This is a genomic window from Halomonas sp., from assembly GCF_034520545.1.
In the GTDB taxonomy this organism is placed as follows: domain Bacteria; phylum Pseudomonadota; class Gammaproteobacteria; order Pseudomonadales; family Halomonadaceae; genus Halomonas.
The window spans coordinates 638,910-663,193 of sequence record NZ_JAXHNN010000009.1 but is presented as its reverse complement, the minus strand read 5'-3'; the positions used below and the strand labels follow the sequence as shown (position 1 = coordinate 663,193).

26 protein-coding genes and 9 pseudogenes are annotated in these 24,284 nt (G+C 64.2%); 15 read left to right on the top strand and 20 right to left on the bottom strand.

Annotated elements, in window-relative coordinates:
• The first annotated feature begins 132 nt into the window (after nucleotides 1–132).
• Together U5L98_RS08215 and U5L98_RS08210 are read left to right on the top strand one after the other, a co-directional pair.
• Entirely contained in the window at nucleotides 133–318 is a 186-nt protein-coding gene (locus tag U5L98_RS08215) for a hypothetical protein (protein WP_322557812.1), read from the top strand.
• Between the two features lie 247 nt (nucleotides 319–565).
• Nucleotides 566–1,513, top strand: a complete 948-nt coding sequence (locus U5L98_RS08210; protein ID WP_322557811.1) for a glycosyltransferase family 4 protein — start codon at nucleotides 566–568, stop codon at nucleotides 1,511–1,513.
• On the opposite strand, the gene U5L98_RS18855 is transcribed toward U5L98_RS08210, so the two are convergent.
• Nucleotides 1,440–1,595 (bottom strand): zinc finger domain-containing protein, encoded by a 156-nt coding sequence (locus tag U5L98_RS18855; protein WP_416208193.1) that lies wholly within the window; start codon nucleotides 1,593–1,595, stop codon nucleotides 1,440–1,442. The two genes, U5L98_RS08210 and U5L98_RS18855, sit on opposite strands and share 74 nt — an antisense overlap.
• A 98-nt stretch (nucleotides 1,596–1,693) precedes the next feature.
• Between U5L98_RS18855 and U5L98_RS08205 the strand changes: the two genes are divergently transcribed.
• From U5L98_RS08205 to U5L98_RS08195, 4 genes and pseudogenes are all read left to right on the top strand, one after another.
• Nucleotides 1,694–2,734: a TrkH family potassium uptake protein gene (locus U5L98_RS08205; protein ID WP_322557810.1), complete on the top strand. Its 1,041-nt coding sequence runs from the start codon at nucleotides 1,694–1,696 to the stop codon at nucleotides 2,732–2,734.
• Nucleotides 2,735–3,271: 537 nt separating this feature from the next.
• A pseudogene (locus tag U5L98_RS18850) lies at nucleotides 3,272–3,382 on the top strand (NlpC/P60 family protein); the annotation flags it as partial.
• A gap of 103 nt (nucleotides 3,383–3,485) precedes the next feature.
• Nucleotides 3,486–3,770, top strand: a pseudogene (locus tag U5L98_RS18845) (hypothetical protein); the annotation flags it as partial.
• Nucleotides 3,771–4,114: 344 nt separating this feature from the next.
• On the top strand, nucleotides 4,115–4,312 hold the full coding sequence (locus tag U5L98_RS08195; RefSeq protein ID WP_322557896.1) for an FxsA family protein: 198 nt from the start codon (nucleotides 4,115–4,117) through the stop codon (nucleotides 4,310–4,312).
• 179 nt (nucleotides 4,313–4,491) lie between these two features.
• Here U5L98_RS08195 and U5L98_RS08190 read toward each other — a convergent pair whose 3' ends face one another.
• The 5 genes from U5L98_RS08190 to U5L98_RS08175 form a co-directional block, all read right to left on the bottom strand.
• Nucleotides 4,492–5,007 (bottom strand): squalene/phytoene synthase family protein, encoded by a 516-nt coding sequence (locus U5L98_RS08190; protein WP_322557808.1) that lies wholly within the window; start codon nucleotides 5,005–5,007, stop codon nucleotides 4,492–4,494.
• 104 nt (nucleotides 5,008–5,111) lie between these two features.
• The gene (locus U5L98_RS18840; RefSeq protein ID WP_416208192.1) at nucleotides 5,112–5,384 is read right to left on the bottom strand and encodes a squalene/phytoene synthase family protein; all 273 of its coding nucleotides are present in this window, start codon (nucleotides 5,382–5,384) and stop codon (nucleotides 5,112–5,114) included.
• A gap of 289 nt (nucleotides 5,385–5,673) precedes the next feature.
• Complete coding sequence (locus tag U5L98_RS08185) at nucleotides 5,674–5,997, bottom strand: hypothetical protein (protein WP_322557807.1); 324 nt, start codon at nucleotides 5,995–5,997, stop codon at nucleotides 5,674–5,676.
• Between the two features lie 97 nt (nucleotides 5,998–6,094).
• Nucleotides 6,095–6,262 carry a hypothetical protein gene (locus U5L98_RS08180; protein ID WP_322557806.1) on the bottom strand — a complete coding sequence of 56 codons (168 nt, stop codon included), beginning with the start codon at nucleotides 6,260–6,262 and terminating at the stop codon, nucleotides 6,095–6,097.
• The gene (locus U5L98_RS08175; protein WP_322557805.1) at nucleotides 6,246–6,689 is read right to left on the bottom strand and encodes a hypothetical protein; all 444 of its coding nucleotides are present in this window, start codon (nucleotides 6,687–6,689) and stop codon (nucleotides 6,246–6,248) included. The genes U5L98_RS08180 and U5L98_RS08175 overlap by 17 nt, the downstream gene beginning before the upstream one ends.
• Nucleotides 6,690–6,725: 36 nt before the next feature.
• Between U5L98_RS08175 and U5L98_RS08170 the strand changes: the two genes are divergently transcribed.
• Nucleotides 6,726–6,905: a hypothetical protein gene (locus U5L98_RS08170; RefSeq protein ID WP_322557804.1), complete on the top strand. Its 180-nt coding sequence runs from the start codon at nucleotides 6,726–6,728 to the stop codon at nucleotides 6,903–6,905.
• A 984-nt stretch (nucleotides 6,906–7,889) separates the two neighbouring features.
• Here the strand turns inward: U5L98_RS08170 and U5L98_RS08165 are convergent.
• Nucleotides 7,890–8,162 (bottom strand): hypothetical protein, encoded by a 273-nt coding sequence (locus tag U5L98_RS08165; protein WP_322557803.1) that lies wholly within the window; start codon nucleotides 8,160–8,162, stop codon nucleotides 7,890–7,892.
• An 89-nt stretch (nucleotides 8,163–8,251) separates the two neighbouring features.
• Between U5L98_RS08165 and U5L98_RS08160 the strand changes: the two genes are divergently transcribed.
• Together U5L98_RS08160 and U5L98_RS08155 are read left to right on the top strand one after the other, a co-directional pair.
• The gene (locus U5L98_RS08160; protein ID WP_322557802.1) at nucleotides 8,252–8,839 is read left to right on the top strand and encodes a cupin domain-containing protein; all 588 of its coding nucleotides are present in this window, start codon (nucleotides 8,252–8,254) and stop codon (nucleotides 8,837–8,839) included.
• 111 nt (nucleotides 8,840–8,950) lie between these two features.
• Nucleotides 8,951–10,084 (top strand): annotated as a pseudogene (locus tag U5L98_RS08155) (aminotransferase class I/II-fold pyridoxal phosphate-dependent enzyme); the annotation flags it as partial.
• A 192-nt stretch (nucleotides 10,085–10,276) separates the two neighbouring features.
• On the opposite strand, the pseudogene ilvD reads toward U5L98_RS08155, so the two are convergent.
• The 10 genes and pseudogenes from ilvD to U5L98_RS08110 form a co-directional block, all read right to left on the bottom strand.
• Nucleotides 10,277–12,127, bottom strand: a pseudogene (gene ilvD / locus U5L98_RS08150) (dihydroxy-acid dehydratase).
• An 11-nt stretch (nucleotides 12,128–12,138) separates the two neighbouring features.
• A pseudogene (locus U5L98_RS08145) lies at nucleotides 12,139–13,593 on the bottom strand (TRAP transporter large permease subunit); the annotation flags it as partial.
• Nucleotides 13,488–13,811, bottom strand: a complete 324-nt coding sequence (locus U5L98_RS18835) for a TRAP transporter small permease (protein ID WP_416208223.1) — start codon at nucleotides 13,809–13,811, stop codon at nucleotides 13,488–13,490. The gene U5L98_RS18835 and the pseudogene U5L98_RS08145, both read right to left, overlap by 106 nt.
• A gap of 166 nt (nucleotides 13,812–13,977) precedes the next feature.
• A pseudogene (locus U5L98_RS08140) lies at nucleotides 13,978–14,959 on the bottom strand (TRAP transporter substrate-binding protein).
• Nucleotides 14,960–15,657: 698 nt separating this feature from the next.
• The gene (locus tag U5L98_RS08135) at nucleotides 15,658–16,062 is read right to left on the bottom strand and encodes an ATP-binding cassette domain-containing protein (protein WP_322557895.1); all 405 of its coding nucleotides are present in this window, start codon (nucleotides 16,060–16,062) and stop codon (nucleotides 15,658–15,660) included.
• 339 nt (nucleotides 16,063–16,401) lie between these two features.
• Entirely contained in the window at nucleotides 16,402–16,713 is a 312-nt protein-coding gene (locus tag U5L98_RS08130) for a hypothetical protein (protein ID WP_322557801.1), read from the bottom strand.
• Nucleotides 16,714–17,169: 456 nt separating this feature from the next.
• The gene (locus U5L98_RS08125) at nucleotides 17,170–17,301 is read right to left on the bottom strand and encodes a hypothetical protein (RefSeq protein WP_322557800.1); all 132 of its coding nucleotides are present in this window, start codon (nucleotides 17,299–17,301) and stop codon (nucleotides 17,170–17,172) included.
• Nucleotides 17,302–18,119: 818 nt separating this feature from the next.
• Nucleotides 18,120–18,326 (bottom strand): hypothetical protein, encoded by a 207-nt coding sequence (locus tag U5L98_RS08120; protein ID WP_322557799.1) that lies wholly within the window; start codon nucleotides 18,324–18,326, stop codon nucleotides 18,120–18,122.
• Between the two features lie 201 nt (nucleotides 18,327–18,527).
• Nucleotides 18,528–19,067 (bottom strand): ABC transporter substrate-binding protein, encoded by a 540-nt coding sequence (locus U5L98_RS08115; RefSeq protein ID WP_322557798.1) that lies wholly within the window; start codon nucleotides 19,065–19,067, stop codon nucleotides 18,528–18,530.
• A 345-nt stretch (nucleotides 19,068–19,412) separates the two neighbouring features.
• On the bottom strand, nucleotides 19,413–19,814 hold the full coding sequence (locus U5L98_RS08110) for an AI-2E family transporter (protein ID WP_322557894.1): 402 nt from the start codon (nucleotides 19,812–19,814) through the stop codon (nucleotides 19,413–19,415).
• Nucleotides 19,815–20,337: 523 nt separating this feature from the next.
• Here U5L98_RS08110 and U5L98_RS08105 point away from each other — a divergent pair.
• The 6 genes and pseudogenes from U5L98_RS08105 (at nucleotide 20,338) to U5L98_RS08090 (ending at nucleotide 22,449) form a co-directional block, all read left to right on the top strand.
• A complete protein-coding gene (locus U5L98_RS08105; protein WP_322557797.1) occupies nucleotides 20,338–20,613 on the top strand; it encodes a DUF6062 family protein in 276 nt (91 codons plus the stop codon).
• Nucleotides 20,610–20,726, top strand: a pseudogene (locus tag U5L98_RS18830) (hypothetical protein); the annotation flags it as partial. The gene U5L98_RS08105 and the pseudogene U5L98_RS18830, both read left to right, overlap by 4 nt.
• A 64-nt stretch (nucleotides 20,727–20,790) precedes the next feature.
• Nucleotides 20,791–20,997 (top strand): DUF6062 family protein, encoded by a 207-nt coding sequence (locus U5L98_RS08100; RefSeq protein ID WP_322557893.1) that lies wholly within the window; start codon nucleotides 20,791–20,793, stop codon nucleotides 20,995–20,997.
• Nucleotides 20,998–21,010: 13 nt separating this feature from the next.
• Nucleotides 21,011–21,526 (top strand): annotated as a pseudogene (locus U5L98_RS18825) (Ldh family oxidoreductase); the annotation flags it as partial.
• Nucleotides 21,527–21,611: 85 nt separating this feature from the next.
• Nucleotides 21,612–21,770: pseudogene (locus U5L98_RS18820) on the top strand (Ldh family oxidoreductase); the annotation flags it as partial.
• Nucleotides 21,739–22,449, top strand: a complete 711-nt coding sequence (locus U5L98_RS08090) for an Ldh family oxidoreductase (RefSeq protein WP_322557795.1) — start codon at nucleotides 21,739–21,741, stop codon at nucleotides 22,447–22,449. The pseudogene U5L98_RS18820 and the gene U5L98_RS08090, both read left to right, overlap by 32 nt.
• Before the next feature lie 79 nt (nucleotides 22,450–22,528).
• Here the strand turns inward: U5L98_RS08090 and U5L98_RS08085 are convergent, their stop codons facing one another.
• The 3 genes from U5L98_RS08085 to U5L98_RS08075 form a co-directional block, all read right to left on the bottom strand.
• Nucleotides 22,529–23,050 (bottom strand): 2Fe-2S iron-sulfur cluster-binding protein, encoded by a 522-nt coding sequence (locus U5L98_RS08085; protein ID WP_322557794.1) that lies wholly within the window; start codon nucleotides 23,048–23,050, stop codon nucleotides 22,529–22,531.
• A 10-nt stretch (nucleotides 23,051–23,060) separates the two neighbouring features.
• Nucleotides 23,061–23,378: a hypothetical protein gene (locus U5L98_RS08080; RefSeq protein ID WP_322557793.1), complete on the bottom strand. Its 318-nt coding sequence runs from the start codon at nucleotides 23,376–23,378 to the stop codon at nucleotides 23,061–23,063.
• Nucleotides 23,379–23,575: 197 nt separating this feature from the next.
• Nucleotides 23,576–24,271 carry an FAD-dependent oxidoreductase gene (locus U5L98_RS08075; RefSeq protein ID WP_322557792.1) on the bottom strand — a complete coding sequence of 232 codons (696 nt, stop codon included), beginning with the start codon at nucleotides 24,269–24,271 and terminating at the stop codon, nucleotides 23,576–23,578.
• Nucleotides 24,272–24,284 lie beyond the last annotated feature (13 nt).

The following is a 24,284-nucleotide window of genomic DNA, read 5'->3' as shown; positions in this document are numbered from 1 at the left end:
CGACGGCAGAGGCACCAGGGCAATTGCCGGGAACCTGGAAACGATCACAACCGCAAAGGAAATCGTTGATTCAGTTCGTCTCATGGTCGGGAACGGCAATTCATGATACAGTGAAATCACGGTCAGTCTGGAATGGATAAGAAACGCATCGGTTTTGTATCGACGAGGTTTGCCGGTACCGACGGCGTGTCGCTCGAGGCGCGAAAATGGGCCGACGTTTTCGCCCGCCTCGGGCATGAATCGTTTCTGGTTCGCGGCGTGCTGGACACCGAGCCCGATCGGAGCCTGCTCGGTACCGGAAGCCTTTTTCAACGCTGAGGCAAAAACCTCGCGCTGAACGACCTGATCTTCGGCACACAGGTCCGAAGCCGGCAGAGTCCGAACACCATCGCGGCGTCGTGCTGAATATCCTCAAGGATCGCCTCTATGACTTCCTCGAGCGCTTCGACATCGACGTGCTCGTGCCGCAGAACGCCCTATCGATACCGATGCACATTCCCTGGGCATCGCGCTGACCGAAGTCATCGCGGAGACGGGCACTCCGACGATTGCCCACCATCACGACATGTGGTGGGAGCGATCCCGGTTCCTCCTGAACGCGGTGCAGGATATCCTCCAATCCGCGTTTCCTCCCGACCTGCCGTCCGTTCGTCACGTGGTGATCAACTCGATGATGCAGCGCGAGCTCGCGGCACGTCGTGGTCTTACCTCGACGATGATCTACAACGTCATCGACTTCGATGCACCCCGGACCGAGGTCGACGAGTTCAACAACGATTTCCGCGAAAGCTTAGGGTTCTCCGCCGATGACATACTCATTCTACAGCCCACGCGGGTGGTGTCGCGGAAAGGGATCGAGCAAGCACTATATCTCGTGAAGCAGCTCGACCTGCCCAACGCGAAGCTTCTGGTCTCGCACTCGGCACGGCGACCGAGGGCACCGGCTATCAGGACTGGTTGCTCGATACCGCCGGCGCGGCGGGACGTTGAAATTCACCTGCTCGCCAACAGGCTCCACGATACCCGGAAGTTCGACGACGACGGACGCAAGCTCTACACCCTGTGGGACGTCTACCCCCACGCCGATCTCATCACCTATCCGAGCCTCTACGAAGGCTTCGGCAACGCCTTCCTCGAGGCCGTCTACTTTCGAAAGCCGTTGCTGGTGAACCGCTACAGCGTCTACATCGTGGACATCGAGCCGAAAGGCTTCGAGACAGTGGCAATAGACGGCTTCCTCACACGTGAGGCGGTGGACCGCGTGCGCGCGCTGCTCCTCGACGCGGAAGCCCGCGAGGCGATGACCGATCGCAACTTCGAGATCGCCCGGCGCTTTTTCTCGTTTGCGATGTTGGAGCAGCGGCTCACGGGTCTCCTTCAGAGTTTCTTCGGCGCCTCGCCGGAAGTTGCCCGCGGCTCCGAATGCCTCCCCAGAGAAGCTAAGACGCGAGGGAGCGCTCCTGGTGGGAGTCGCAGAAGTAGGAGCCCCGTCCGGAGACGACCTCCCGATTGATACTCCCGCCGCAGCGCGGACAACCCACGCCCGAAATGCAGACAAAGGGCGGCACGATGGTGTAGCATCGCGCTCGTGCCATGAACCCGAAGCTGGTTTTTCGCGTGATTGCCTTCTTGCTTCTCATCGTAGCGGCTCTAATGCTTACGCCGGTCGTGGTCGCGTGGTACTACGGCGAGCATGAGCTTACTCCGACATTTTCTCATCCCTATCGGCGTCCTCGCCGTCGCCGCCTCCGGCTTTCTGATCCTGACCAGAAGCGAGCAGAGCGACCTCTCCACGCGAGACGGTTTCTTTCTCGTCGCGGCGAGCTGGGTATTGGTGTCGCTCTTCGGTGCGGTACCGCTGTACACCTCCGGCGCCATCCCGCAATTCGTCGACGCATTCTTCGAGACCATGTCGGGGTTCACGACGACGGGGGCCTCGATTCTCACCGACATCGAATCACTTCCACGATCGATGCTCTTCTGGCGCTCGCTCACCCATTGGCTGGGCGGCATGGGAATCATCGTGCTAACCGTGGCGATCTTTCCAATTCTGGGAATCGGCGGCTTGCAGCTTCTCAAGGCGGAAGCACCGGGACCCACCGTCGACAAGATCACCCCGAAGGTCACCGAGACCGCAAAGATTCTCTGGTTGACCTACTTCGGGCTGACGGCGGCGGAAACTGTTCTTCTGCTCATGGGGGGGATGGACCTCTTTGATTCGCTGACGCACACATTCGGCACCCTCGCCACCGGCGGCTTCTCGCCCAAGAACACCAGCGTCGGCTTCTATGCCTCTCCGTTCATTCACGTCGTCGTTACCGCATTCATGGTGATGGCCGGCGTAAACTTCGTCATGTACTACAAACTCCTCACCGGTCGGGCGATCGGCATCCTGCGGGATACGGAGCTGAAGTCCTATCTTTTGATATTCGCGGTCGGTTCCCTCGTCGTGGCGTTTGGGCTGCATCGCGCAGGCGTGTACCAGACCTTCGGTACCAGTCTCCGCTTCGGCGCATTCCAGGCCGCGTCCATCCTCACGACGACGGGCTACGTCACCGCCGACTATGCCGCGTGGCCCGCAGTCTCACAGGCGATGCTTTTCATACTCATGTTCATCGGGGGCTGCTCCGGCTCGACCGGCGGTGGCATCAAGGTGGTGCGCGTGGTAACGCTCCTCAAGCAGGGTTTCACCGAGATGCGCTACCTGCTGCACCCCGCGGCGTCTTCGGCGTGAAACTCAACGGAGAGACGGTGCGGAAGAACGTGGTCTACGCGATCTCCGGTTTCGTTTTCCTCTACGTTACGGTCCTGCTCGTGACGACATTTGTAGTAGCGACCGGGGGGTACGGGCTGCTGAGCAGCTTTTCGACGGCGCTGGTTACCCTCGGTAACATCGGCCCCGGCTTCGGGCTAGTGGGGCCGGCTCGAGAACTATGCTTTCTTCCAGGACTACATCAAGTGGTTCCTGAGCTTTGTCATGATGCTCGGCAGGCTGGAAGTGTTCACCGTTCTCATCGTGTTTACCCCCTTCTTCTGGCGCAGGTGAGTATGACGACCGAGGGAGAATCGACCATGCGTACACTGAAACCACGGCCTGCACGGACGCCGGCGGCGCCGTTTGCCGTGCTCGTTCTGCTGCTGGCGGTCGCGGCCCCGGCGGCTGCAATCGATGTGACGGACGAGATCGTCGCCCCCACAGGATTATCTCGGAAGCGGTTACTGTTTTGGAAGCGCGAACCCGAATTGTTTCGACTGCAGCGGCTTCGTCAACTACATCTACCGCCCGCATGTTCCCAAGCTTCCGCGAAGCTCACGCGCAATGGCGCGCTTTGGTGAGGCCATCGACGTCGACCAGGTCCGACCGGGAGATCTTCTGTTCTTCGCAACCGGGCCCGACCCGAGCATCATCTCGCACGTTGCCATCTACATCGGGACAGGACTCCATCATACATGCCATATCCGACGGGCCGGAACGTGGCGTCACGATGACCCCGCTCTCCGCTCGATACTGGAGCCGGCGCGTTCACAGCGCACGCCGGGTGCTCACCCTCGCCCCGCCGACACCCGCAGAGCCGACGCCCGAGACTGCGCAGCCGGACCCCGCAACGTCTTCCGACACGATCCGGTTCGCGAAGGGCACCTACACCGGCGAGCTTCGAGACGGCGAGCCCCACGGCACCGGCGTGCTGCGCATGAACAACGGCGATCGCTACGAGGGTGAGTTCCGCGGCGGAGTCTTCCACGGCAGCGGAACCTACACCTGGGCGGACGGCCGGAGCTACACCGGAAGATTCGTCGGCGGCGCGATCGCGGAATCGGGCGCTCGGGAAACCTACCTCGAGGAGCGTAGCTCACCCTGGAACGACTTCGACGGGGTGGTCCGTGGCGACTTTGCAGCCTGGTGGGAGGATGAGCAGAACGCCTTCGAGCAGTGGAAGCAGGAGCAGCGAGAGATTCTGGTGTCGGCGTTCCCTCTTCGCCTCCTATGTGGTAGCTTTAAGGCGATGTTTCTCGGACTCGCGGTACTCTACCGCCATACCTATCGTCGAGCTCTACATTCTCATCAAGATCGGCCAGGTGATCGGGGCGCTCCCGACGATCGCAATCGTACTTCATCACCGGTATTGTCGGGGCCGGGCTTGCCCGCCAACAGGGGGCACGCGTGTGGTTCGAGATCGAGATGCAGATGCAGCGGGGCGAGTTTCCCGCCGACCGTCTCATAGACGGGCTCCTGCTCGTTGTGGCCGGAGCGGTGCTCATCGCCCCCGGAGTGCTCGCCGACGTTCTCGGCTTCGCGATCCTCGTTCCCTGAGCCGCGCACCCATCCGTGAGTGGGTGAAGGCACCGCTTCTAGCGGATGATGGACCGCGGCACCATCCACTACAGCGAATTCCTGCGCTGAGTCGCCCGCGGCGCGCGTCCCTCAGACGCCGTCGCCGCGCAGCAATTGCTCGTGGTAGCGCTGGAGCCACCGATTGGACCAGCCGTGAATCATCGTTCGGCGCACGATCCGTTCGACGTCCTCGCGTGACATCTTCGCCTCGGAGAGCAGCACGTCCCGGTTATCGCGACTGAGGGCCAGGGTGCGGGCGGCAAAGAGAAGCGGCCACGCTGGTCGCAAGCCTCACGCCGGTGAAGATGTCGCGGGATCTGCAGCACGTATTCGAGTCCGTCGCGAAGATGATGCTCGGCCTTCTCCACGAGGCGCCGCACGACCTGCATGGACCGCTCCACGTGCAGCGGTGAGAGAAACTGCCGCGGGCTGAGGCCGAGCTCCTCGAGGTAGCGTCGCGGCACGAAAAGCCATCCCCGCGCATAGTCCTTCCGCAACCCGCGAATCACGTTGACCGTCTGCAGACCCAGCCCGTACTCGCGCGCGAGCCCCATCATCGCCTGACGACGACGCGCGATTCGGCGGTCGAAGTGGGAGAAGACCTCGGTGATGAGATAGCCGACGATGCCGGCAACGTCGTGCATGTACTCGTCGAGTTCGGCCTCGGTCTCCACGACGGGCCCCTGCGTCGGCGCCGGGCCATGCCGCGTGTAGTCTCGCATACCCGTCGTCGCACCGCGTTATCCGACGCCTCACCGAGTGTCGCCAGACTTCTGCGTCAACTCCGGGAACCGGCGAGCCACCTCTGCTTCCGGATCGTCGTCCTCGAGGTCCTGCAGCTCACCGCGCAGCCGCTCCTCCCGCCGCGGCCGCTGAGAACCCGTTCCCAGAGGTTCAACAGCTCCACCTTGCGCGCGGGGCTCATTACGTGGTTGTCCTCGAGGTAATCTGAGACGCGAAAAAGGAGGTAGGAGACCGTCATCGCGCGGCGCAGAGGCTGCGGCAAATAGCGGTTCGAGAGCGCGAACGTTCGGCTTACCCGGCCGAGCAAGGTCCAGTGAGTGTGTCATCGGAAACCTCCGGCGCGGCGAGATCGCCGGCGGTTCCGGCCTTTTCGAGAATCGCTGTTCGGTGCTCCACGCACGATATCTTAGCATAGCGCTCTCTTTTATGCGATGCGATACGCCCGCCCCTCTCCGGGCTCGAGGCGGCGAATCCTGAACGTGCGACCGTTTCCGGGTGCGGCGAGCTCGCTCTCGGTGAGCCCCTCCGCGGTCGAGAACACCGGTGTCAGAGCTGCACCGGCCGGCAGGACCGGGCCGGCCGGGATGTTGAAGTTCTCACACCGCCGTCGAGGTATCGGCGTTTCCGACGAAGAGATACCGCGGCTCATCGGCCTGTGTCCAGGCGAAGAACGCCTGCGAGGCCGTGGCATCCGGAGGGACGAGCAGGCGACAGGGCGCCCCGGTGAGCTCCGGCAGGACATCCTCGGCGAAAAGCCGTATGCGCGTGAGGTTGTAGAAGAGGTTCCCGTTGCGCCCGAAACGGTAGAGACCGCTGGTTGCCTTCGGTCCGTCCGTTTCCTGAAAGACGTAAAGCTTCGTGTAGTGCTCGTTGGGGGCGGGACTGTTGTGCACATCGCGGCATTCGAAACCGAGGGCCATGTAGCTCGGCATGTCGGTCAGAAGAGCCCCATGAAGAGACGAAGCTCGTTTCCCGCCAGATAGAACGAATCGAACCTCGGATCATCCTTGTCGCCGGTCATGATGGTGAAACTCGGCGTGACGACGGCGCGTGCTCGGCGATATCCGGTACCAGCCGGAAGCTCCGGATGAAATCTTCGCTTCCCACCGGCACCGACTGCAGATCTCCAAGGGTCACTTCCGCGTCGCAGGCCTCGAGATGATCGATCTCATCGCCGTAGGCCATGACGCCGCGCGGCGCGATGAAGGTCTCGGCAGAAGTACCCGAAGTACGGCGCGTCGTTTTGCTCGCGAATGTATCCGCGAACAGCCTTGAGAAGGTCGTATCGCTCGTCGATTTCTTCGGGAACCCCCTCGGGCCGCATCTGCACGTGGGACATGTCGCCGCGCATGAAGTCGAAGCCGAAGCGCTCCTGCATCTCGGCGTAGCGCCGGCAGACGTAGGCCCACACCGCCTCGCGCGGCCGGGAGAAGTCCACCTGCCAATCGCGGTTGTCGTCGAGGCGCTCGTAGAGCTTGTACCGCGCGAGCGGACCGAAGACGCGTGACATGCTCTGCGGCTCGGTAATGCGATAGTCCCGCCAGATATGCCCGTCGGCGTCCTCGTAGCGGGTGTCGGGGTCGACTTCGATGCCCCGGTAGGGCGGCGCCATCGTCGCGGGCACCGGCTCGTATCCGTGGCGGTAGATGTGGCGGGCAAGCTCGCCGCGGCGGCGGTTCCGCGCCTCCTTGTCGGCGATATCGCCGAAGAGATGCGGTTTCGTGAGCGCCTCGTCGAAGTCCTGCGCGAACAGCTCGGCGCCGCGCGGGACGCTTCGCGCGTGCCGGACGGCGCCTCGCCGGCCCCCGCGCCGCCGGCGGGTCCGTAGAGGTCGAGGAAGTCGGTAATGCGCTCCTGCACCTCGGTATGGAGATCGGCCCGATGGTCGACGATGCGCAGGTCCTCACGGCGAAGCCACTCGAAGTGCTGAGGATGGCCGAGGACGACCTCTGAGAGCGGTGCGTATGCGGGATCACGTCCATGCCGACGGCGAAACCCATCACGTGAGAGCGGTTCACGCACCGCCCGCAGCTGTCGCTCGGGGCCGGCGAGGTGGGAGAACGCTTCGGCGAGCTCATCGCTCGCGAACTCAGCGTTGATGTTGAAACTGCTGATCCCGTAGAGGCTCCCAGCCACGCCGGGCTCCCACACGGGCAGCAGATGTATCGAATCCTGGGTACGGCGGCAGGGTCATCGCGTACTTCGCGACCGACAGAAAGGAGCCGATCGTGCGCACGTTGACTCCCACCATGTTGGTGCGGCGAAGCCAGTCGCTGTCGCGCGCGCCTGCCGCCGGTCCGCGGAGCTCGGCGGGCCATTCCGGTCGACCGGCTACGGAGGGTCCTCTGCTCTCTCGCAGACGGCCGCGTCCGCCGCCTCTCCCGCGACGCGCCCGCCGAGCCGTGCCAGAGCTCCAACAGGCTCCTCCACCGCATCCTCGGGAGGAGAGCCCACCGCCGAACGGACAGCTCGCCACCGCTCGTCAGGCACGCCGCTCGTCGGCCGCCCGGGCCGCCCATGTATCTCTGAGCTCCGTGTCAGGTCTTTCGCCAGGTTCATCGGCACCCGTTGCTCGCAAGCCGCACCTCGTAGTTCGCGGGCGGTCAACCGCAATATCGGCCTTCGTCGATGTGCTTGGAGATCGGTATCGTGCTCGAACTCAAGGACCTCTTCGAGGAAGGGCTCGATTCTCCTCGCGTCCTCGCCTCTTCCGGGAACTCCCGGCGTCTTCGAGCGAAGCTGTCAGGATTTTTTTAATGAACACCGCGCGTGTCGACCATGCTCCAGGAGGGCCGTCATCTGGTGCCTTCCGCTATGAGCTACCTACCGATCGCCCTCGAGGGACATCTCCTCCTCGGTAATGCGGTCCTCGTCGTAGATGACCAGGGGCTCGGTCATCGAACTTCTCGCCCCGCTGCGCCGCGGCGAGGTGCTCGTCGAGGAGCTCGGTGCGAACCTCCTGCCCGCCGACCCAGGTGATGTCCTCCCGGCGTTTCGCGTCGTTCGATTTCGGCGGCAGCACGAAATAGTCGTCCTGCTGCAGCACATCGGCCCTGAATCCGAACTTCTCGATCTCCTCTTTCAATGCCTTGCCGGTTTCGGATTTGCCGCTTCCCGACTCACCGGCGACCAGATCGTGTGTGATCGCGCGCAGTGGCGCGAATGGACTCCTCGATGGCTGCGGCGATCTTCGCGGCCGCCCTGCGGTGGTGTTCCTCCACAATGATGACGTCACCTTTCATGCTGACCTCTCGCTTCCGTACGTCGTACCATGAGCGTAGTAATCGCGCGCGGAGCCCGACCGACCGCCGTGCACGATTCGGCCCTTTTTGTTATACTCCCAGTATGGAGAAAGAAGCACGCGTTAGCAACGCACCAATCAGCGTTCGCACGTTCCACAAGGAAGGCGATGCCTTCCGCTGGGACGATGTCGACGTGAAGGAATACCGGAAGGTCGGGGACTTCTTCCGGGGCATCAATAAGCAGGTCTTTTTTGACGGCGAGCAGGGTCTCTCGTGTGAGTTTCGGTACTTCGAGGTAAAGCCCGGCGGCTACTCATCGCTGGAGCTCCACGAGCATGTGCACGGCGTGATGATCCTGCGCGGCCATGGCAGGGTCGTTGCCTACTCGGATCGGGGCTCCCACGTCCAGGACATCGCTGAGCACGACGTCGTACACGTGCCACCCCTCACCTGGCATCAGTTCCAGGCAGCAGAGGACGAACACCTCGGCTTCCTCGTGCCTCGTGGAGAACGAGCGTGATCGCCCGCGCCGTCCAGCCGATGAGGAAAAAGAGCAGCTGCGCGCCGACCCCACGATCGGTGACTACGTGCGACTCTGAACCGGCAGACTCCGGCCGCGTCGGCAAGGCTTATGCAGGAAATACGCAAATCGACGAAACTCGACAACGTCCTCTACGACATTCGCGGTCCCATTCTCGACGAGGCCGAGCGGCTCGAGGAAGAGGGCTATTCCATCCTCAAACTGCATATCGGGAATCCGGCGCCGTTCGGGTTCAATGCACCGGATGAGCTGCTGCACGATGTCGTCGTCAACCTGAAGGACGCGCAGGGCTACAGCAACTCCAAAGGCCTCTACTCCGCGCGCAAGGCAATCTACCAGTATTACCAGCACCGGCAGTTTCCCAACGTGAATATCGAGGACGTCTTCATCGGGAACGGGGTCAGCGAGCTCATCACCATGACGATGCAGGCGCTGCTCGACAACGGCGACGAGATCCTCATCCCGGCGCCGGACTATCCGCTGTGGACGGCCTCGGTGAACCTGGCCGGCGGGCCGAGTCCGGTGCCGCTACCGCTGCGACGAGCAGGCCGACTGGCAGCCCGACCTCGACGACCTCGAGTCGGAAGATCACCGACCGCACGAAGGGCGTCGTACTCATAAACCCCAACAACCCGACCGGCGCCGTGTATTCGCGCGATCTCGTCGAGCAGCTTCGTGAGAATCGCCGAGCGGCACGGGCTCATCGTCTTCGCCGACGAGATCTACGATCAGGTGCTCTACGACGACGAGGTATGCCACTCACCGGCGGCCATGACCGAGGACACCCTCGTTCTCACCTACTCCGGGCTTTCCAAGAACTTCCTGGCAGCCGGCTTCAGATGCGGCTGGCTCGCGCTCAGCGGCTACAAGGCCAAGGCGAAGGACTTCATCGAAGGGCTGAACATGCTTGCGAACATGCGCCTCTGCAGCAACGTTCCCGGCGCAGCTCGGCGTGCAGGCGGCGCTCGGCGCATCCCTCGGCGGCTACACCGAGAGCGCCCGAAGCTCCTCGCCGCCGGCGGTCGGCTCAACGACCAGCGGAACCTCGCCTACGAGATGGTCTCGAGCATCCCCGGGCTGAGCGTGGTCAGACCCCGAGGAGCCTTCTATCTCTTTCCCCGTCTCGACACCGAGAAGTTCGGAATCACCAGTGACCAGCAATTCGTGCTCGACTTCCTGAAGAAAGAGCACACGCCTCGTCGTACAAGGCACCGGCTTCAACTGGCCCGAGCAGGATCACTTCGGGTCGTCTTCCTGCCCGACATCGAGCAGCTGAAGGCCGCCATCGGAGGGGCTCGGCCGCTTCCTCGCGGGCTACCGGCAGGACCGCGTAGCCGGCCGCGCTGCGCGCGGCGCGGCGCGGCGGCCGCGCCGCGCCGGCGCGCGCGATTCCTCTACACTCGGCAGCCATGGGGCTCAGCAACCCTCGGGAAGCATCCGCACGGCCCCCTGGTCCGCGGAGGTCGCGAGCAGGCTGTAGGCCCTGAGGGCCACGGAAACCTCCCGCTCACGCTCCGGCCGGTAGGCGTTCACCTCGCCCTTCTCCTCCTCCGCGGCCCGCCGCGATGCAAGCTCCTCGGCCGACACGCGCAGATCGATGCTGCGGTTCGGAATGTCGATATCGATCATGTCCCCGGTACGCACGAGCGCGACGGCACCACCCGCTGCGGCTTCCGGCGATACATGGCCGATGGACAGCCCGAGGGTCCCGCCTGAGAACGCCCGTCGGTGACGAGGGCGCAGGCCTTCCCGAGCCCGCGCGCCTTGAGATAGCTCGTCGGGTAGAGCATCTCCTGCATGCCGGGCCCGCCCTTGGGACCCTCGTAGATAATTACCACCACATCACCCTCTTTGACCTCTCCCGAGAGGATCCCCTCGATGGAGTCCTCCTGGGAGTGATACACGCGCGCCGGACCGCTGAAGGTCAGGATGGACTCATCCACGCCGGCTGTTTTCACGATGGAGCCACGCTTCGCGATGTTGCCCTCGAGAACCGCGAGGCCGCCGTCTTTGCTGTAGGCGTGCTCGATATCCCGGATGCATCCCGTCGCGCGGTCGGTGTCGAGCTCCTCGAAGGTGGCGCGTCTGCGAGCCCATCACCCGGTTGCCGACGGTGTTCCCCGGCGCGCTCGAGGCGATCCGCTCCGCTTCCGGTGACCGCGACTCCCGCAAGATGTCGTAGCGGTCGATCGCATCGCCGAGGGAAAGACCGTCGACCCGACCCACCGACGTATCGAGCAGTCCGCCTCGCTCGAGCTCAGCCCATGATGGAGAGAATTCCGCCGGCGCGGTTTACATCCTCGACGTGGGTCAGCGCGAGCTCGGGGCGACCTTGCAGAGGTTCGGAGCTTGCGGCGCAAGCGGTCGATATCATTCATGGTGAAGTCCACCCCGGCCTCACGCGCAATGGCGAGGAGATGGAGCACCGTGTTGGTCGAGCCGCCCATGGCGATGTCGAGGGTCATGGCGTTCATAAACGCGGGCTTCGTGGCAATCGACCGCGGCAGAACCGAGTCGTCCTCCTTCTCGTAGTATGCCTCGGCCATCTCCACGATGCGATCCGCCGCCGGTCTCGAAACAGCTCGCGTGCGAGATCGGCGTGAGTGGCCGACGACGGTAGCCGTTGCCCGGAAGGGCCATGCCCAGCGCCTCGTTGAGGCAGTTCATGGAGTTTGCGGTGAACATGCCCGAGCAGGACCCGCAGGTAGGACATGCGGAGATCTCAACTTGCTCCATCTCCTCGTCCGATACCTTGGGATCCGCGGCCATGACCATGGCGTCGATGAGGTCGTAGGTCTTGTCGCCCACCTTACCGGCTTCCATGGGACCGCCGGAGACGAAGATCGTGGGGATGTTGAGGCGCATGGCCGCGAGGAGCATGCCCGGGGTGATCTTGTCGCAGTTCGAGATGCACACCAGCGCGTCGGCGCGATGGGCGTTGACCATGTACTCCACGCTGTCGGCGATGAGCTCTCGCGACGGCAGGGAATAGAGCATGCCGCCGTGGCCCATCGCAATCCCGTCGTCAATGGCGATGGTGTCGAATTCCGCGGCGAAGTAGCCGCGCGCCTCTATCTTCTGCTTCACCTGCTGGCCGATCTCGTGGAGGTGAACGTGGCCCGGCACGAACTTGGTAAACGAGTTCGCTATGGCGATGATGGGCTTTCCCATGTGCTCCGACTTCATGCCGTTGGCCCGCCAGAGACTCCGTGCGCCCGCCATGCGACGCCCGCCGGTTGTCGTTGTACTTCTCAGCTCTCGTGGCATAGTCTATCTCCTCACAAAATGATTCCGGGCAGAAGTATCGGCACGTACACCATGAGCAGCAGCACGAGCAGCAGGCCCAGCAGGTACGGCACGATCGCCCGGGTGATTCGTTCGATGGACAACCCCGTGATGGACGACGCCACGTAGAGATTGATGGCGACGGGCGGAGTGATCATTCCGATGGCAAGCCCCACTACAATAACCAGGCCGAAGTGAACGAGGTCGATACCCAGCTGATTCACCAGCGGCAGAAACACCGGCGTGAGGATGATGAGCGCCGAAGCGGTTTCCACGAAGACGCCGGTGATGACGATGATGAGCGCGATGAGGAACATGATCACGTGCGGATTCGAGGACAGCGACAGCACGCCGTTCGCGATCATCGCCGGGATCCCCCAGTTGGCGAGCACCCAGCTCAGAACCGAGGAGGTCGCAATGATAAACATGATGACCGACATCGTCATGCAGTGAGCGCCACCATGATGCGGTAAACATCTTTCAGGCTGAGGTCCGCGATTCACGGCAGTAGAGACCAGAAGCGAGTAGTTCACCGCGATGACCGCGGCCTCCGAGGGCGTGAAGTAGCCCGAAGATGCCGCCGAGGATAATAACCGGAGTCAGCAGCCCCCACAGCGCGTCGAAGAAGGTCTTTACAATGTTTCGCAGCTCCAGCTTCGACCCTCGCGGTAGTTGCCGCTTTACCGCCTGCCGGATCGCGATGGCGATGAGGATGAGCCCCATCGCCACCCCGGGGATGAAGCCGTTGAGAAAGAGGTCGGCAACCGACTGATCCGCGATCACCGCATAGATGATCATGGGCACCGACGGCGGTATGACGACACCGATGGTGCCGCTTGCCGCGATCAACGAGGCGCTCGAGGCCTCCTCGTAGCCCTTGCGCTTGAGCTCGGGGACGAGGGTCGTCCCGACCGCCGCCGTCGTTGCCGCGCCGGAGCCGGATATCGCGGCGAAAAACATGCCGGCGAGCACCGCGACCACCGAGAGGCCGCCCTTGAGAAAGCCGAACACGGCGTCGGCGAACTCCACGAGTTTCTCGGATATCTTGCCCTTTGCAAGATGTCGCCGGCGAGAATGAAGAACGGCACCGCGATCAGCGCGAAGCTGTCGGTCCCGGCAAACATCCGCTGTGCTATTACCATGAGACTCGTGTTGCCGCTCATGAGCGCGCAAACATGGAGGACAGCCCGATGGTGATAGCCACCGGCACGCCGAGAAGCAGGAACAGGAGAAACGTCACAAGCAGAAGTAGGTCCCATCAGCTCCTCCTCTCGCGGCCGCGCAAACTCGGCGACGAGGGCGTCGAGGGCGTGCAGAATCATGACGAAGAGAGATATCGGCATCACGATGTACACGACGGGCATCGGAAGCCGCAGGGCGGCAGAAACCTGTTGCCACTGCCGCGACATGTAGTCCACCGCAAAGTCGAACGCCACTGCGAAGAAGACGAGCGCGGAAACCACCGCGCGATCCGCAGCGCTTTTCGCACTCTCTGGGAGAACGATTCGCGGACGAAGGTAACCGAGATGTGCATGCTCCGCTTATAGGCGAGGGTGGCGCCGAGGAAGGTCGACCATACGAGCATGTAGCGCGACACCTCTTCGGACCACGCAAGGGCGTCGAAGAAGACCCTGAACACGATCTGAAGAGTGGTCGAGACAATCATTACCACCAAGCACACGAAAGCGACGCGCTGAACGACCTCGTCTATCGCGTGCGAAATCCTGTCGAGAATTCGAGCAATCACGGGCTGCCCTTCCAACGGGTTATGAAGACCGACGAAGCCCCCGCGGGCGGAAGCTTCGTCGGCTATGATAGTTGAGTCTCCGAGGTTACTGGCCGAGCTGACTTCGAATGCGGCTCAGGTAGTCACCGAAGGCCTCACCGTACTTGTCGTACACGGGCGCGACGGCATCCTGGAACGCGGCAATATCGGGATTCTCGATGACCTCCATGCCGTTTGCGCGGAGTGCTTCGAGCTGCTCGCTCGCCATGTCGGCGTTCCACTGCCGCTCGTACTCGGCCGCCTCGCGCGCGTCCTCGAGAATCTGCTGGGCGTCCGCCGGAAGCCGGTTCCAGTAGTCGAGGCTCATCACGATGATCGCCGGCGCGAGGTGTGCCGAGTCAACGACAGATACTGCTGGGGCTCGTAGAGCTTGAAGGAGTAGATGACGTTGATCGGGTTCTCCTGCCCGTCGATGGTCTGCTGCTGCATGGCGGTCAGCGCCTCGGTCCAGGCCATGGGGACGGCGTTGGCGCCGAGTGCCTGGAAGGTGTCGATGTAGACGGGGTTCTCCATGACACGGATCTTCAGGCCTTCCACGTCCGCCGGCGTGCGAACGGGTCGGCGCAGTTGGTCAGATTTCGGAATCCGCGTTCGGCATATGCGAGACCCTTCAGGTCCACCTCTTCGAGCTTGTCGAGAAGCTCCTGACCGATCTCACCGTCGAGGACCGCGTAGGCGTTCCTCGGGGCTCGGGAAGAGGAAGGAAGCTCGAACACCGCGATCTCCTCCACGAAGTTGGCGACCGGGCCGTTGGTGATGACACCCATGTCCACGGTGCCGATCTGCATGCTCTCGAGCAGGGTGCGCTCGTCACCGAGCTGAGCGTTCGGGAAGATCTCGATGGAAATCTTGCCGTCGGTGCGCTCCTCCACGAGCTCTACGAACTTGACCGCTGCGACGTGGAACCCGTCCTGCTCGTTCACGACATGTGCGAGACGGAAGGACACCGGGTCCATCTCCTCGAGCGATCCGCTCCCCGCGGACTCTCCCTGGCCACCGGCGAACGCTACGCTCGCCGCAAACACCATCAAGGCCAAAAGGCCTACAACGCGTTTCATGTGATTTCTCCTTCGTTGAAATGGAAACTGGTTCGTTAGAATTGGCGCCTATTGCGAGCAGTTTCCGTCACGCTGTCAACGAAGGGGAGAGCTCGGCAGGCGGCACACGGGGTATCCTGCGGAGGGACAACGTGACGTCCTCATCACGCGTGCGTGGCTGGCGCGTCGCGCGCCCGCGAGGCGCGGCACATGGACCTCGAGAACGCGGGCGCCCGGATATGGTGAGAGCGCAGCTCGGGCACGACGAGCACTTCGTAGAAGTCACCACGAAAGATCAACCTCCCGCACACGGCCGCATGATGCGCAGCAGGCCGCGCGGGCCGGCGACGCCCCGGGCATCACGCCGGCTTCGTCCGCGCCGTCCGAAGCCGTCCACCGGTGAAAGCGTCCGGGCGAATGAGCAGCTCGCAACCCCGCGTCGTGTCCATCACGTCCTCGCCGGGCGAGACGGCGGTGAAGAGACGGGCTGCTGCGCGCCTGACCTATGCGGCCCAGCGCGGTCTCGTACCCGTCGCGCATCCGAACCGCGGGTACGCAGCGTTTACCCGGTCCGAGAGAAGGTCGCCACCTCGGCGCGCGCGGGGGTCTCGAAGAGCTGCCGGGGCGTGCCGCGCTGGACCTCCCGTCCGTCCTTGAGAAAGACCACGCGCGACGCAAGCGCGAAGGCTTCATCCGGGTCGTGGGTGACGAGAACCGCGGAGGTTTCCGTCGCCCGCAGGATGCTCGCGCAACTCCTGTGCGAGGCGCCGCTTGAGCGGCGCGTCGAGGTTGTTGAAGGGCTCATCGAAGAGGATCAGCGTTGGTTGCGGCGCGAGGGCCCGGGCAACCGCGACCCGTTGCACCTGACCTCCGGAAAGCTCATGCGGATACCGAGCCTCGAGATCCGCGGTGCCGGTCAACTCGAGCACCTCCCCGACGCGGCGGCGTATCTCCGCGGCGCCGCGGCGGTCACCACCACCGCGGGTGGAGCGACCGCCGCGGAGGCCGAACGCCACGTTGTCGAACACTGTCAGGTGGGGGAAGAGCGCCTGATCCTGAAACACCACCCCCACCCCTCTTCGTCTCGGGTGGATCGGCGGCGACCGACTGCGACCTGCGCAGCTCCACGGTGCCTGCGTCCGGGGCCTCGAAGCCCGCGATGAGCCGGAGCGCCGTGCGTTTTGCCGGAGCCGCTCTCTCCTACCAGAGCCAGGAACCTCGCCCGCGTCTCCACGTGCAGGAGAGCCCCGACACCGCGTCCCGCGCTCCGCGCGGATAGCGCTTTGCTAACCCCGGTCGAGGCGCAGCACGGGTCGTCCACGTCCATTTCCGGGCGCATCCGCGCCGGTCTCACACCCCTCCATCTCACGACGCCTCCGATCTCGCGGCCCCTCCCATCTCACAACCCCTCCCATCTCACAGCCCCTCCCGTCTCACAGCCCCTCCCATCTCACAGCCCCTCCCATCTCACAACCCCGTGCGGACCGTGCTCGAGCATCCTCCACGCGGCGACCATACCGCGCGAGGCCCAGCGCGACCAGCGCGAGCGACGGCAGACCCGGCCTGCGACAGCCGCTCGTCGCCCGCGAGCGGCGAACGCCCGAACTGGCGAGCGTCTCGAAATTGAAGGGCCGGAGAACCAGTGTCAGCGGGAGCTCTTTGGAGACGTCGACGAACACCAGCATGAACGCCGCCGCAAGGCTCGCCAGGCCCAGCGGCACGTGCACGCGGGCCAGCGTGGACACCGGTCCATGTCCGAGCGACCGGGCGGCGCGCTCGAGCGGGCACTCCGATCCCGTCGAAACCGGCGGCAAGCGGCCGGTAGGCCGCCGCGAGATAGCGCACCGCATAGGCATAGAGAAGCAGCACGAAAGCTTCCCATGAGGATCCCCGCGGATCGGTCCCGGTGAGCGTGGCAAAGACGGGTTCGACGGTCTCTGTCCAGGCCGCGTCGCCACCGCGAGCACCCCGACGGCGATCACGGCGCCGGGCACCGCGTAGCCGGACGCGAGCTACGCTCACCGCGGCGCGGATGCGACTGCCCGCGGTGCCGCCGCTGCGCGTCACTCCACGAGAGAAACAGGGCCGGCCCCACCGTCACGCACCGGCGGCGCCGCCGGATGAGCTCAGCGTGCCGGCCGCCGCGCGCAGCGTGTCAGCGAGCTTGGTGCCCGCCGGCGGCGGACGCCGCCCGGCAGCGGCTAAGGGCCCAGCGGAGGAGCATCGCCACCGGCAGCACGAACCCCGCCGCCGGCGGGAAGCGCCACCAGAGCCGTCACTCCACCCGCGGCCAGACCGGAGAGGCGCGTGCGCCGCGGCGGATGCTTGGCCATGCCCGCCCCGCCGGCGTACTCCGCTCGTCCCCGACCCGCACGCTCTGGCCCACGCGGCGATGGACCACGATGAGCAGCAGCACGGAGGCGAACTTGAGCGCCGTGAGCACGCTGCCGGCGGAAAGCCAGCTGCGGAAAATTCCGGTGGTCGAGTGCATCCGACGCCAAGGTAGAAGGGCGCGCCGTAGGCCGCGAGCGACTCCATCAGATACAAGCAGCATCCCCGCGGCCACGGCGGGTCTGGCCACCGGCAGCCCGAGCCGGAAGAACAGGCCGTGCCGCACCCCACAGGGAGCGGGCGGCTTCCACCAGGCGCTCGGAGCGCGCCGGCAAATGCTGCCGTGGTCGTAACGAACACGTAGGGATAGAGCACCACGGAGAGGATGAACACCAGGCCGGGAAGCGAGGCGATGGGGAGCAGGTAGAGTGAGTCCAGGACCAGCCCCGCGCCTCGAAGGGCCCGCCTGCAGGGGCCCGGTGTAGTCGAGCAGCCCCGCATAGGCGTAGGCGGCGATGTAAGACGGTACGGCGAGGGGGGCCGCGGCCGCCGCGGTCAGCACCCGCCGTCCCGGAAACTCATAACGGGTGGTAACCCAGCGCGAGCGCCGTGCCGACCGCGCCCGCACGCTACCGGTACGGCGACGGCAACGACGGCGGTGTTCACGAGATATTCCGGAAGCACTGTCCGCCAGAGGCGCAGTATGCCCCCGCTCGTCGGTACGGCGACGGATGCGACGACCACGCCGACCGGCAGGGCAATCGCGACCGCCACCGCAAGCACGCCGGCATGGGCCGCGGACATCCGCGCGAGGGGCCGCTCAGCGCCAGCCAACTTCATCGAAAATCGCTACCGCCTCGTCCGCGTACTCGCCGAGCGATCCCAGATTCAGCCGATCGGCTTTGAACTCACCCCACTCCGCGACTCGCTCGGCCGGCTCGACCTCCGGGTTTACGGGGTATTCGAAGTTTGCGGAGGCGAACTCCCGCTGAGCCGCGGTGCTGGTGAGAAACTCGAGCAGTCGCACCGCGTTCTCTCGCGTTCGGTGCGTGTCGGGTAACGCCGGCGCCACTTACGTTGATGTGCGCGCCCCGCCCGCTCTGGTTCGGGAAGAAGATCTCCACCTGCTCGGCCACTTCCCGCTCGGCCTCATCGGAGGACGCCTCGAGCAACCCCACGTAGTACGTGTTGACCACCGCGATGTCGGCGACACCCGCCGCCACCGCCTTTATCTGATCCCGGTCGTTGCCCTGCGGCGGCCTCGGCAAGGTTCGACACGACACCGTGCGGCCCATTCCTCGTGCAGACTGCGGGCGCCGTGATGGGCCACGAGCGACGCAAGAAGAGAAACATTGTAGATGTTGCTCGACGAGCGCACCGCAATCCTGCCCTCCCACTGCGGCTCTGCCAACGCTTCGTAGGTGGAAAGCTCGCCGACACTCACCCGCCCGGGATGGTAGACCAGCACGCGGGCCCGTGACGTGAGACCATGCCAGTAGCCCTCGTCGTCCCGCAGATGCTCCGGCACCTGCCGTGACAGGCGCGGTGAGGAGACGGGCTGGAGACGACCTCGCTCCCGGGCACGGTTCAGGCGCCCGGCGTCCACCGTAATGATGAGGTTGGCGGGTGTGTCTGCGCCCTCCCGCGGCGAGTCGCTCGATGAGCTCGTCGGCGCCGGCGCTGACCACGTTGACCTCGATGCCGGTCTCCTCGCTGAACTCGGCAAAGAGTCGGCGGTCGACGTCGTAGTGACGGTGCGAATAGACATTGACCGTGCCCGCTCTCGAAGCCCCGCCCTTCTCAGCCTCTCCGGCCGCGGATGCGGACAGAGTACGACACATATGGAAAGCACGAACGTGAAAATCGTGCGTGGCACGCAAACCTCCCTGAGTGATTCAGATGAACATAGCCTACCACTTCGCTCAGGTTTTCGCAAGACCGCCGAACTCGACCCGATATACGTAGATCATGACCGCCGTGAAGGCGATGACGAGGGGACCGTAGACGAGACCCGGGAGCCCGAAGTACGAGAGTCCACCGATGGTCGGCGAGGAAGATGTAGAACGGCGACATCGCCGCGCGCCCCTGCATCAGGAAGGGCCTCAGATAGTTGTCAACGCCCCCGACCAGAAGCAGGGCCCAGACCGCGAAGAACACAGCCTGCCAGTGCCGACCCGCTGACTGCAAGATAGGCCACAGCCGGGATCGATACCAATCCCGTTCCGATGATGGGAATCATCGAGGAGAAGCCCAGGACGGTTCCCCAGATCAGCCCCGGTATGCCGACGATTGCAAGGCCGATGCCTCCGAGCACGCCCTGGATGAGGGCAATCGCAAAGGTGCCGAACACCACGGCTCTGGTCACGTCACGGATCCGCTGGAAGACGGCCTCTTTCTGCGTGGGACGCATGGGCAGGAAATCCCGGAGGCTCTGCGCCATGCGCGACCCGTCGCGTACCAGGTAGAAGAGAAGAAACACCAGAATGAAAGAATTCGAGACAACGTCCATCGACATTTCCAAAGATTTGCACGCTGTTTCGTACGAAGTACTGCGTGGCTGTCTGGGCGAACCCGAGGAGACGCTCGCGAACATTCGAGGCTCGACAGATCCACGTCCACCCCGGCAAGCCATGCGGAGAGGCGCTCCTCGAAACGGCCGAGCGCGGGTCCGCCGAACAGTGCCTCGAGCTCACCGGAACGGACCCAGGACACCAGGTCCCGCGCGAACTCCGCCCCCTGCAGAAATAGCAGAAACAGAAAAAAGAACACGGGAACGATGATCACCACGCATACACCGAGCACGACCACGAGAGCCGCAAGGGTGTCCCGGCCCCCGAGCCGCGGGAGCAGGCGCCGGTAGAAGGGGAAGGCAAGCGTCGCAGAGAAGGATCGCAAAGATAATGGGATTGAAGAAGGCCCGCAGTACGAAAAATGACAGGACCAGCGCCCCGACGAGCAGAACCAGAACAAACGGACGGTAGAGAGACTCCGCATCGGTTCTTTTCGGCATGCGTCTCATGCGGCGGAGTATAGTTGAAGTGAGTCGCTTGGAACAGCCGGCGCACACGGGCTACCATGGCGGAGTGAAATACGAACTCCAGACCATTCCCGTGTGGGATGCCTACGAGCACGAGGCCGATTGCCCGCTATGCTATCTCGAGCAGAAACTCGAGGCGGATTACCAGAGGTTCTTCCTCGGGAGTGCGGTGATGGCACCCGAGATGCGTGTGGAGGTAAATCGCATCGGCTTCTGCGCCCGCCACTTTTCCCTGCTCGAGCGCTGGCTCCAGACCGTCTCGGCCTCGCACTCATGACGCAGACACACCTCGCCGAACGCCGCGCGCGCTTCGAGACGGCGCGCCGATCGGCGGAGCGCGCGGCCGGGCAGCGGGAAGAGAGCGAAAAATACGGGCAGCAGCTCGACGCCCTGCTCGAAGCCCTCGCGGATGAGGAGCGAAGCTGCATGATCTGCGAACGCCTCCGGCGCCGACCTGGCGAACTACGCGTTCACGATCGTAAGCCTGCATCGCTCGGACGAGGACTTCGCGGAAACCTTTCGGGGTTCACACGGGTTCTGTCTGCCCCATATGCGCACCACCGTCGAAGTCGGCCGCGAGGTGCTTCGGGGCGAAGAGCTCGGGGCCTGGCTATCCGATCTCTTCGCCGTGCAGGACGCCGCGATCGGCTCGCTCGGCTGAGGGGCTCGAGGAGATGGTCGCGCGCTATGACTATCGCTCCACGAGCGCCGGTAACGGAATTCCGGTAAAGGCCGCCCTTCCCGCGCAATCTCGAAGATCGTCGACGGTAGCGACGGGCCGTCCGACGCCGGCGCTGACCATCGGCGCGAGGGCTCGAAGGTTGACACGACGTGCAGGATTCGGGAAGCTTCCGGCGAGTTACCATGAGTCAAGCCAATCCAAAGCGTACCCGTTGAAACACTTGAAGCAGTTCGTCCTCGACGTTTTCCGTGGTCTCGGCGTTCCCGAGGACGAGGCGGCGATCTGCCGGGACGTCGTCATCACGTCGGACCTCCGCGGAATAGATTCCCACGGCGTCGGTCGCCTCGCGATGTATCACGACCGGATTCGCACCGGCATTCAGTCTCCGACCACGAACCTGGAGGTTGTGAAAGAGACCGAGACGACCGCAACCCTCGACGGCCACCACGGCATGGGCCACGTCATCTCCTACCGGGCGATGCGCATGGCAATGGAGAAGGCACGGGCCTACGGCCTCGGAGCCGTCGCGGTGAGAAACTCCACTCATTACGGCTTCGCAGGTACTACCCCATCATGGCGGCACGCGAGAGGACATGGTCGGACTGACCGTTACCAACGCCCGCCCCGGCGTGGCACCGACCTTCGGCGTGCAGCCGATGATCGGAACCAACCCGGTCACGTTCGGCGCTCCGACGGACCTCCCCTTCCCCTTCGTGATCGATGCTGCCACGTCAATCACGCAGCGGGGCAAACTCGAGTACTTCAACCGGCGGGGCGAAGACACCCCCGAAGGACTGGCCACAGGTCGAGAACGGGACGTCGCAGACGGACACCGGACCGCTTCTGAAGGACCTGGTCACCGGCGCGGCGGCGATGCTGCCACTCGGCGGCGCGGGAGAGCTCTACGGGGGACACAAGGGCTACGGCTATGGAACGATGGTGGAGATCCTCAGCGCCGCGCTTTCCGGTGGAAGCTATCTCTGGGATCTCGCCGGGTTCGACGACACGGGCACGGCGCAGCCGTTCCGCCTCGGCCACTTCTTTCTGGCCGTCGATGTCGCCCATTTCATCGAGCCTGCCGAGTTCCGACGAATCGCGACCGATATCCTTCAGAAGCTGCAGCAGTCGAAGAAGGCGCCGGGGCATGATCGCATCTACGTCGCCGGCGAGAAGGAGTACGAGATCGAGCAGCAGCGCCGGGCCGACGGTATCCCCGATCAACGACACACTTCGCGCGACGCTCCGGCGAGTGAAAAGCGAGCTCGCCATGAAGGGGTACGACTTCCTGTAAGAGCTGAACGCGCGAAGCATCCGGAGTACGGACCCGCGACGCGCTATCCCTCGCGCCGCTCCTTCGCCGCGCGCTTCAACAGGGCGATGTGCTTTGCCGGATACACCCCGGTCGGACAGACTGCGCTGCACTTGAGGTGACGCTCACAGGACCACGCCCCGCGGTCGACGTCGACGGTGTCGAGGATCTCCTCGCCGCCGGTCGGGATTCTTCTCGAGCTCACGATTCCACGCGGCAAGAGCGGCGGGTCCCATCCAATCCGAGGTCACCGGAGCAGGCTGGAACGCAGAGCCCGCACTCGATGCAGTTCTCGAAGCGCTCGTAGGCCTCGATCTCGTCTGGAACGCGGGCGTCCTTGTTGTACCCGCTCGCGCGGCGGTAGTCGGCACGCGCCGGGAAGTCGGCAAAGAGACTCCTCGGGTCGACGACGAGGTCGCCGACGTGCTCGAACTGCGGCAGGGGCCGCACCGTAACGCTGTCCGCCTCGAGAGCGAAGACGTTGGTGGTGCAGGCCAGAAGCTTCTCCCCGTTTATGATCATGCCGCAGGTTCCGCAGGAGCCGTGGTGGCATGAGTGACGATACATCAGCGTCGAGTCGATGCGTGTGCGGATGTATTCGAGGCCGTCGAGAACGGTGGTATAGGCGTCGCAGGGGACCTCGAAGTCGTCCGTTCGTCCGGGCTCGCGCTGCTCGCGTGAGACGGTAAACGTGACGGTCTTCGTATCGGCATTCGCGGGCATTGCATGCTCCTTAATCAGGGTGCTCCTCGCGGCCGGCTTTCCATGCCAAACTCGGGTTGAAGAAGGCGCGATGGGGAAGCAACTCGGCATCCGCCGTGGTGCAGGGTATTTCGTCACCGAGGATGCTGCAGAGGGTGTCGACGGTCTTCTCCGCCATGGCCCGCAGCACGGTCGCCTTTCCGCCGGTGACGCTCAGGAATCCTGCAACCCCGTCCTCCGCGCCGTGATCGATGCAGGTGAAGTCGCGGCTGAGCCCTCGCCCGTCGGCGCCTTCCGCGCGCCCGGCAAGGGGACGGACGGCCGACCAGGCGCGCGTGGAACCCGGCATCGCCGAAGGACGGCATCATCTCGTTTGCCTTGCGGATGAGAAACTCGATGTCCTCGTGGCGGGCAGGAGTACTGTCGGGATCGTCGGTCTGCCACTGAGTCGACCCGATGATGGAGAGCTTGCGCTGGGGAACGATGATGTCACCGTCGCCGGTCGGATGCAGGCGGCTCGACGACCATGTTGTTCGAGCCGCTTCTTCACCGCGACCATGGCTTCCGGGCGCCGGGGTGATCGGCAGGTCGATGTCCGCCATGGCGCAAGACCCGCCCGGCCCAGGCACCGGTCGCGTTTATCACGAAGTCGGCCCCGATGTCGTACTCCCGCCGGGTGGCGTGCTCGAGCACGCGGGCACCCGTCACGCGACCCTGGGCACGATGCAGGCCGACTACCTCGGTAAAGTTCCGCACCGTCGCGCCGGCCGCCCGTGCGGTGGCAAAGAAGTGAAGCGGAAGCCGCCAGGCGTCGAGGGTTCCGTCGGGGACCTGCACGGCGCGGGTAATGTCGGGATTGAGGAGCGGCTCCATCTCGAGGGCCGTTTCCACGGGGATGTCACGCGCGGGGATGGTCGCCTCGTTGCAGGCGGCGATGAAATGATCGCCGTAGGCTGCTTCTTCCTCGTTGGTCGCCACAAAGAGTCCGTAGTTCATCTCGAGGGACTCGGGAACGATCTTTCGGAGGATCCGCACCTCTTCCATGCACTCCCGTGCGATATCCCGGTCGCCCACGGCGTAGCGGGCGCCGGAGTGCAGCTGCCCGTGGTGTCGGCCTGTAGTGCCCGCCGTCAACTCGCCACGCTCCACGAGTGTTGCCCGATACCCTCGTCGCGTGAGATCATGAATGATGGCGGCACCGGTTCCGCCGCCTCCGATCACCAATACGTGTTCGCCTGCCATGCGATCGATTCCT

Bases quoted from the DNA above. Each gene is read 5' to 3' on its own strand.
- U5L98_RS08180 (WP_322557806.1), bottom strand. From the start codon at position 6,262: ATGGCCTACGGCGATGAGATCGATCATCTCGAGGCCTGCGACGCGGAA.
- U5L98_RS08210 (WP_322557811.1), top strand. From the start codon at position 566: ATGTGGTGGGAGCGATCCCGGTTCCTCCTGAACGCGGTGCAGGATATC.
- U5L98_RS08185 (WP_322557807.1), bottom strand. From the start codon at position 5,997: ATGGCCCTCGGTTTCGAATGCCGCGATGTGCACAACAGTCCCGCCCCC.
- U5L98_RS08085 (WP_322557794.1), bottom strand. From the start codon at position 23,050: ATGCCCGCGAATGCCGATACGAAGACCGTCACGTTTACCGTCTCACGC.
- U5L98_RS08215 (WP_322557812.1), top strand. From the start codon at position 133: ATGGATAAGAAACGCATCGGTTTTGTATCGACGAGGTTTGCCGGTACC.
- U5L98_RS08115 (WP_322557798.1), bottom strand. From the start codon at position 19,067: ATGTCTATTCGCACCGTCACTACGACGTCGACCGCCGACTCTTTGCCG.
- U5L98_RS08110 (WP_322557894.1), bottom strand. From the start codon at position 19,814: ATGTCGATGGACGTTGTCTCGAATTCTTTCATTCTGGTGTTTCTTCTC.
- U5L98_RS08080 (WP_322557793.1), bottom strand. From the start codon at position 23,378: ATGCCGGGTTCCACGCGCGCCTGGTCGGCCGTCCGTCCCCTTGCCGGG.
- U5L98_RS08090 (WP_322557795.1), top strand. From the start codon at position 21,739: ATGCTGCCACGTCAATCACGCAGCGGGGCAAACTCGAGTACTTCAACC.
- U5L98_RS08125 (WP_322557800.1), bottom strand. From the start codon at position 17,301: ATGGCCAAGCATCCGCCGCGGCGCACGCGCCTCTCCGGTCTGGCCGCG.
- U5L98_RS18855 (WP_416208193.1), bottom strand. From the start codon at position 1,595: ATGGCACGAGCGCGATGCTACACCATCGTGCCGCCCTTTGTCTGCATT.
- U5L98_RS08160 (WP_322557802.1), top strand. From the start codon at position 8,252: ATGGCTGCGGCGATCTTCGCGGCCGCCCTGCGGTGGTGTTCCTCCACA.
- U5L98_RS08175 (WP_322557805.1), bottom strand. From the start codon at position 6,689: ATGGCGCCGCCCTACCGGGGCATCGAAGTCGACCCCGACACCCGCTAC.
- U5L98_RS18835 (WP_416208223.1), bottom strand. From the start codon at position 13,811: ATGATTGTCTCGACCACTCTTCAGATCGTGTTCAGGGTCTTCTTCGAC.
- U5L98_RS08205 (WP_322557810.1), top strand. From the start codon at position 1,694: ATGAGCTTACTCCGACATTTTCTCATCCCTATCGGCGTCCTCGCCGTC.
- U5L98_RS08075 (WP_322557792.1), bottom strand. From the start codon at position 24,271: ATGGCAGGCGAACACGTATTGGTGATCGGAGGCGGCGGAACCGGTGCC.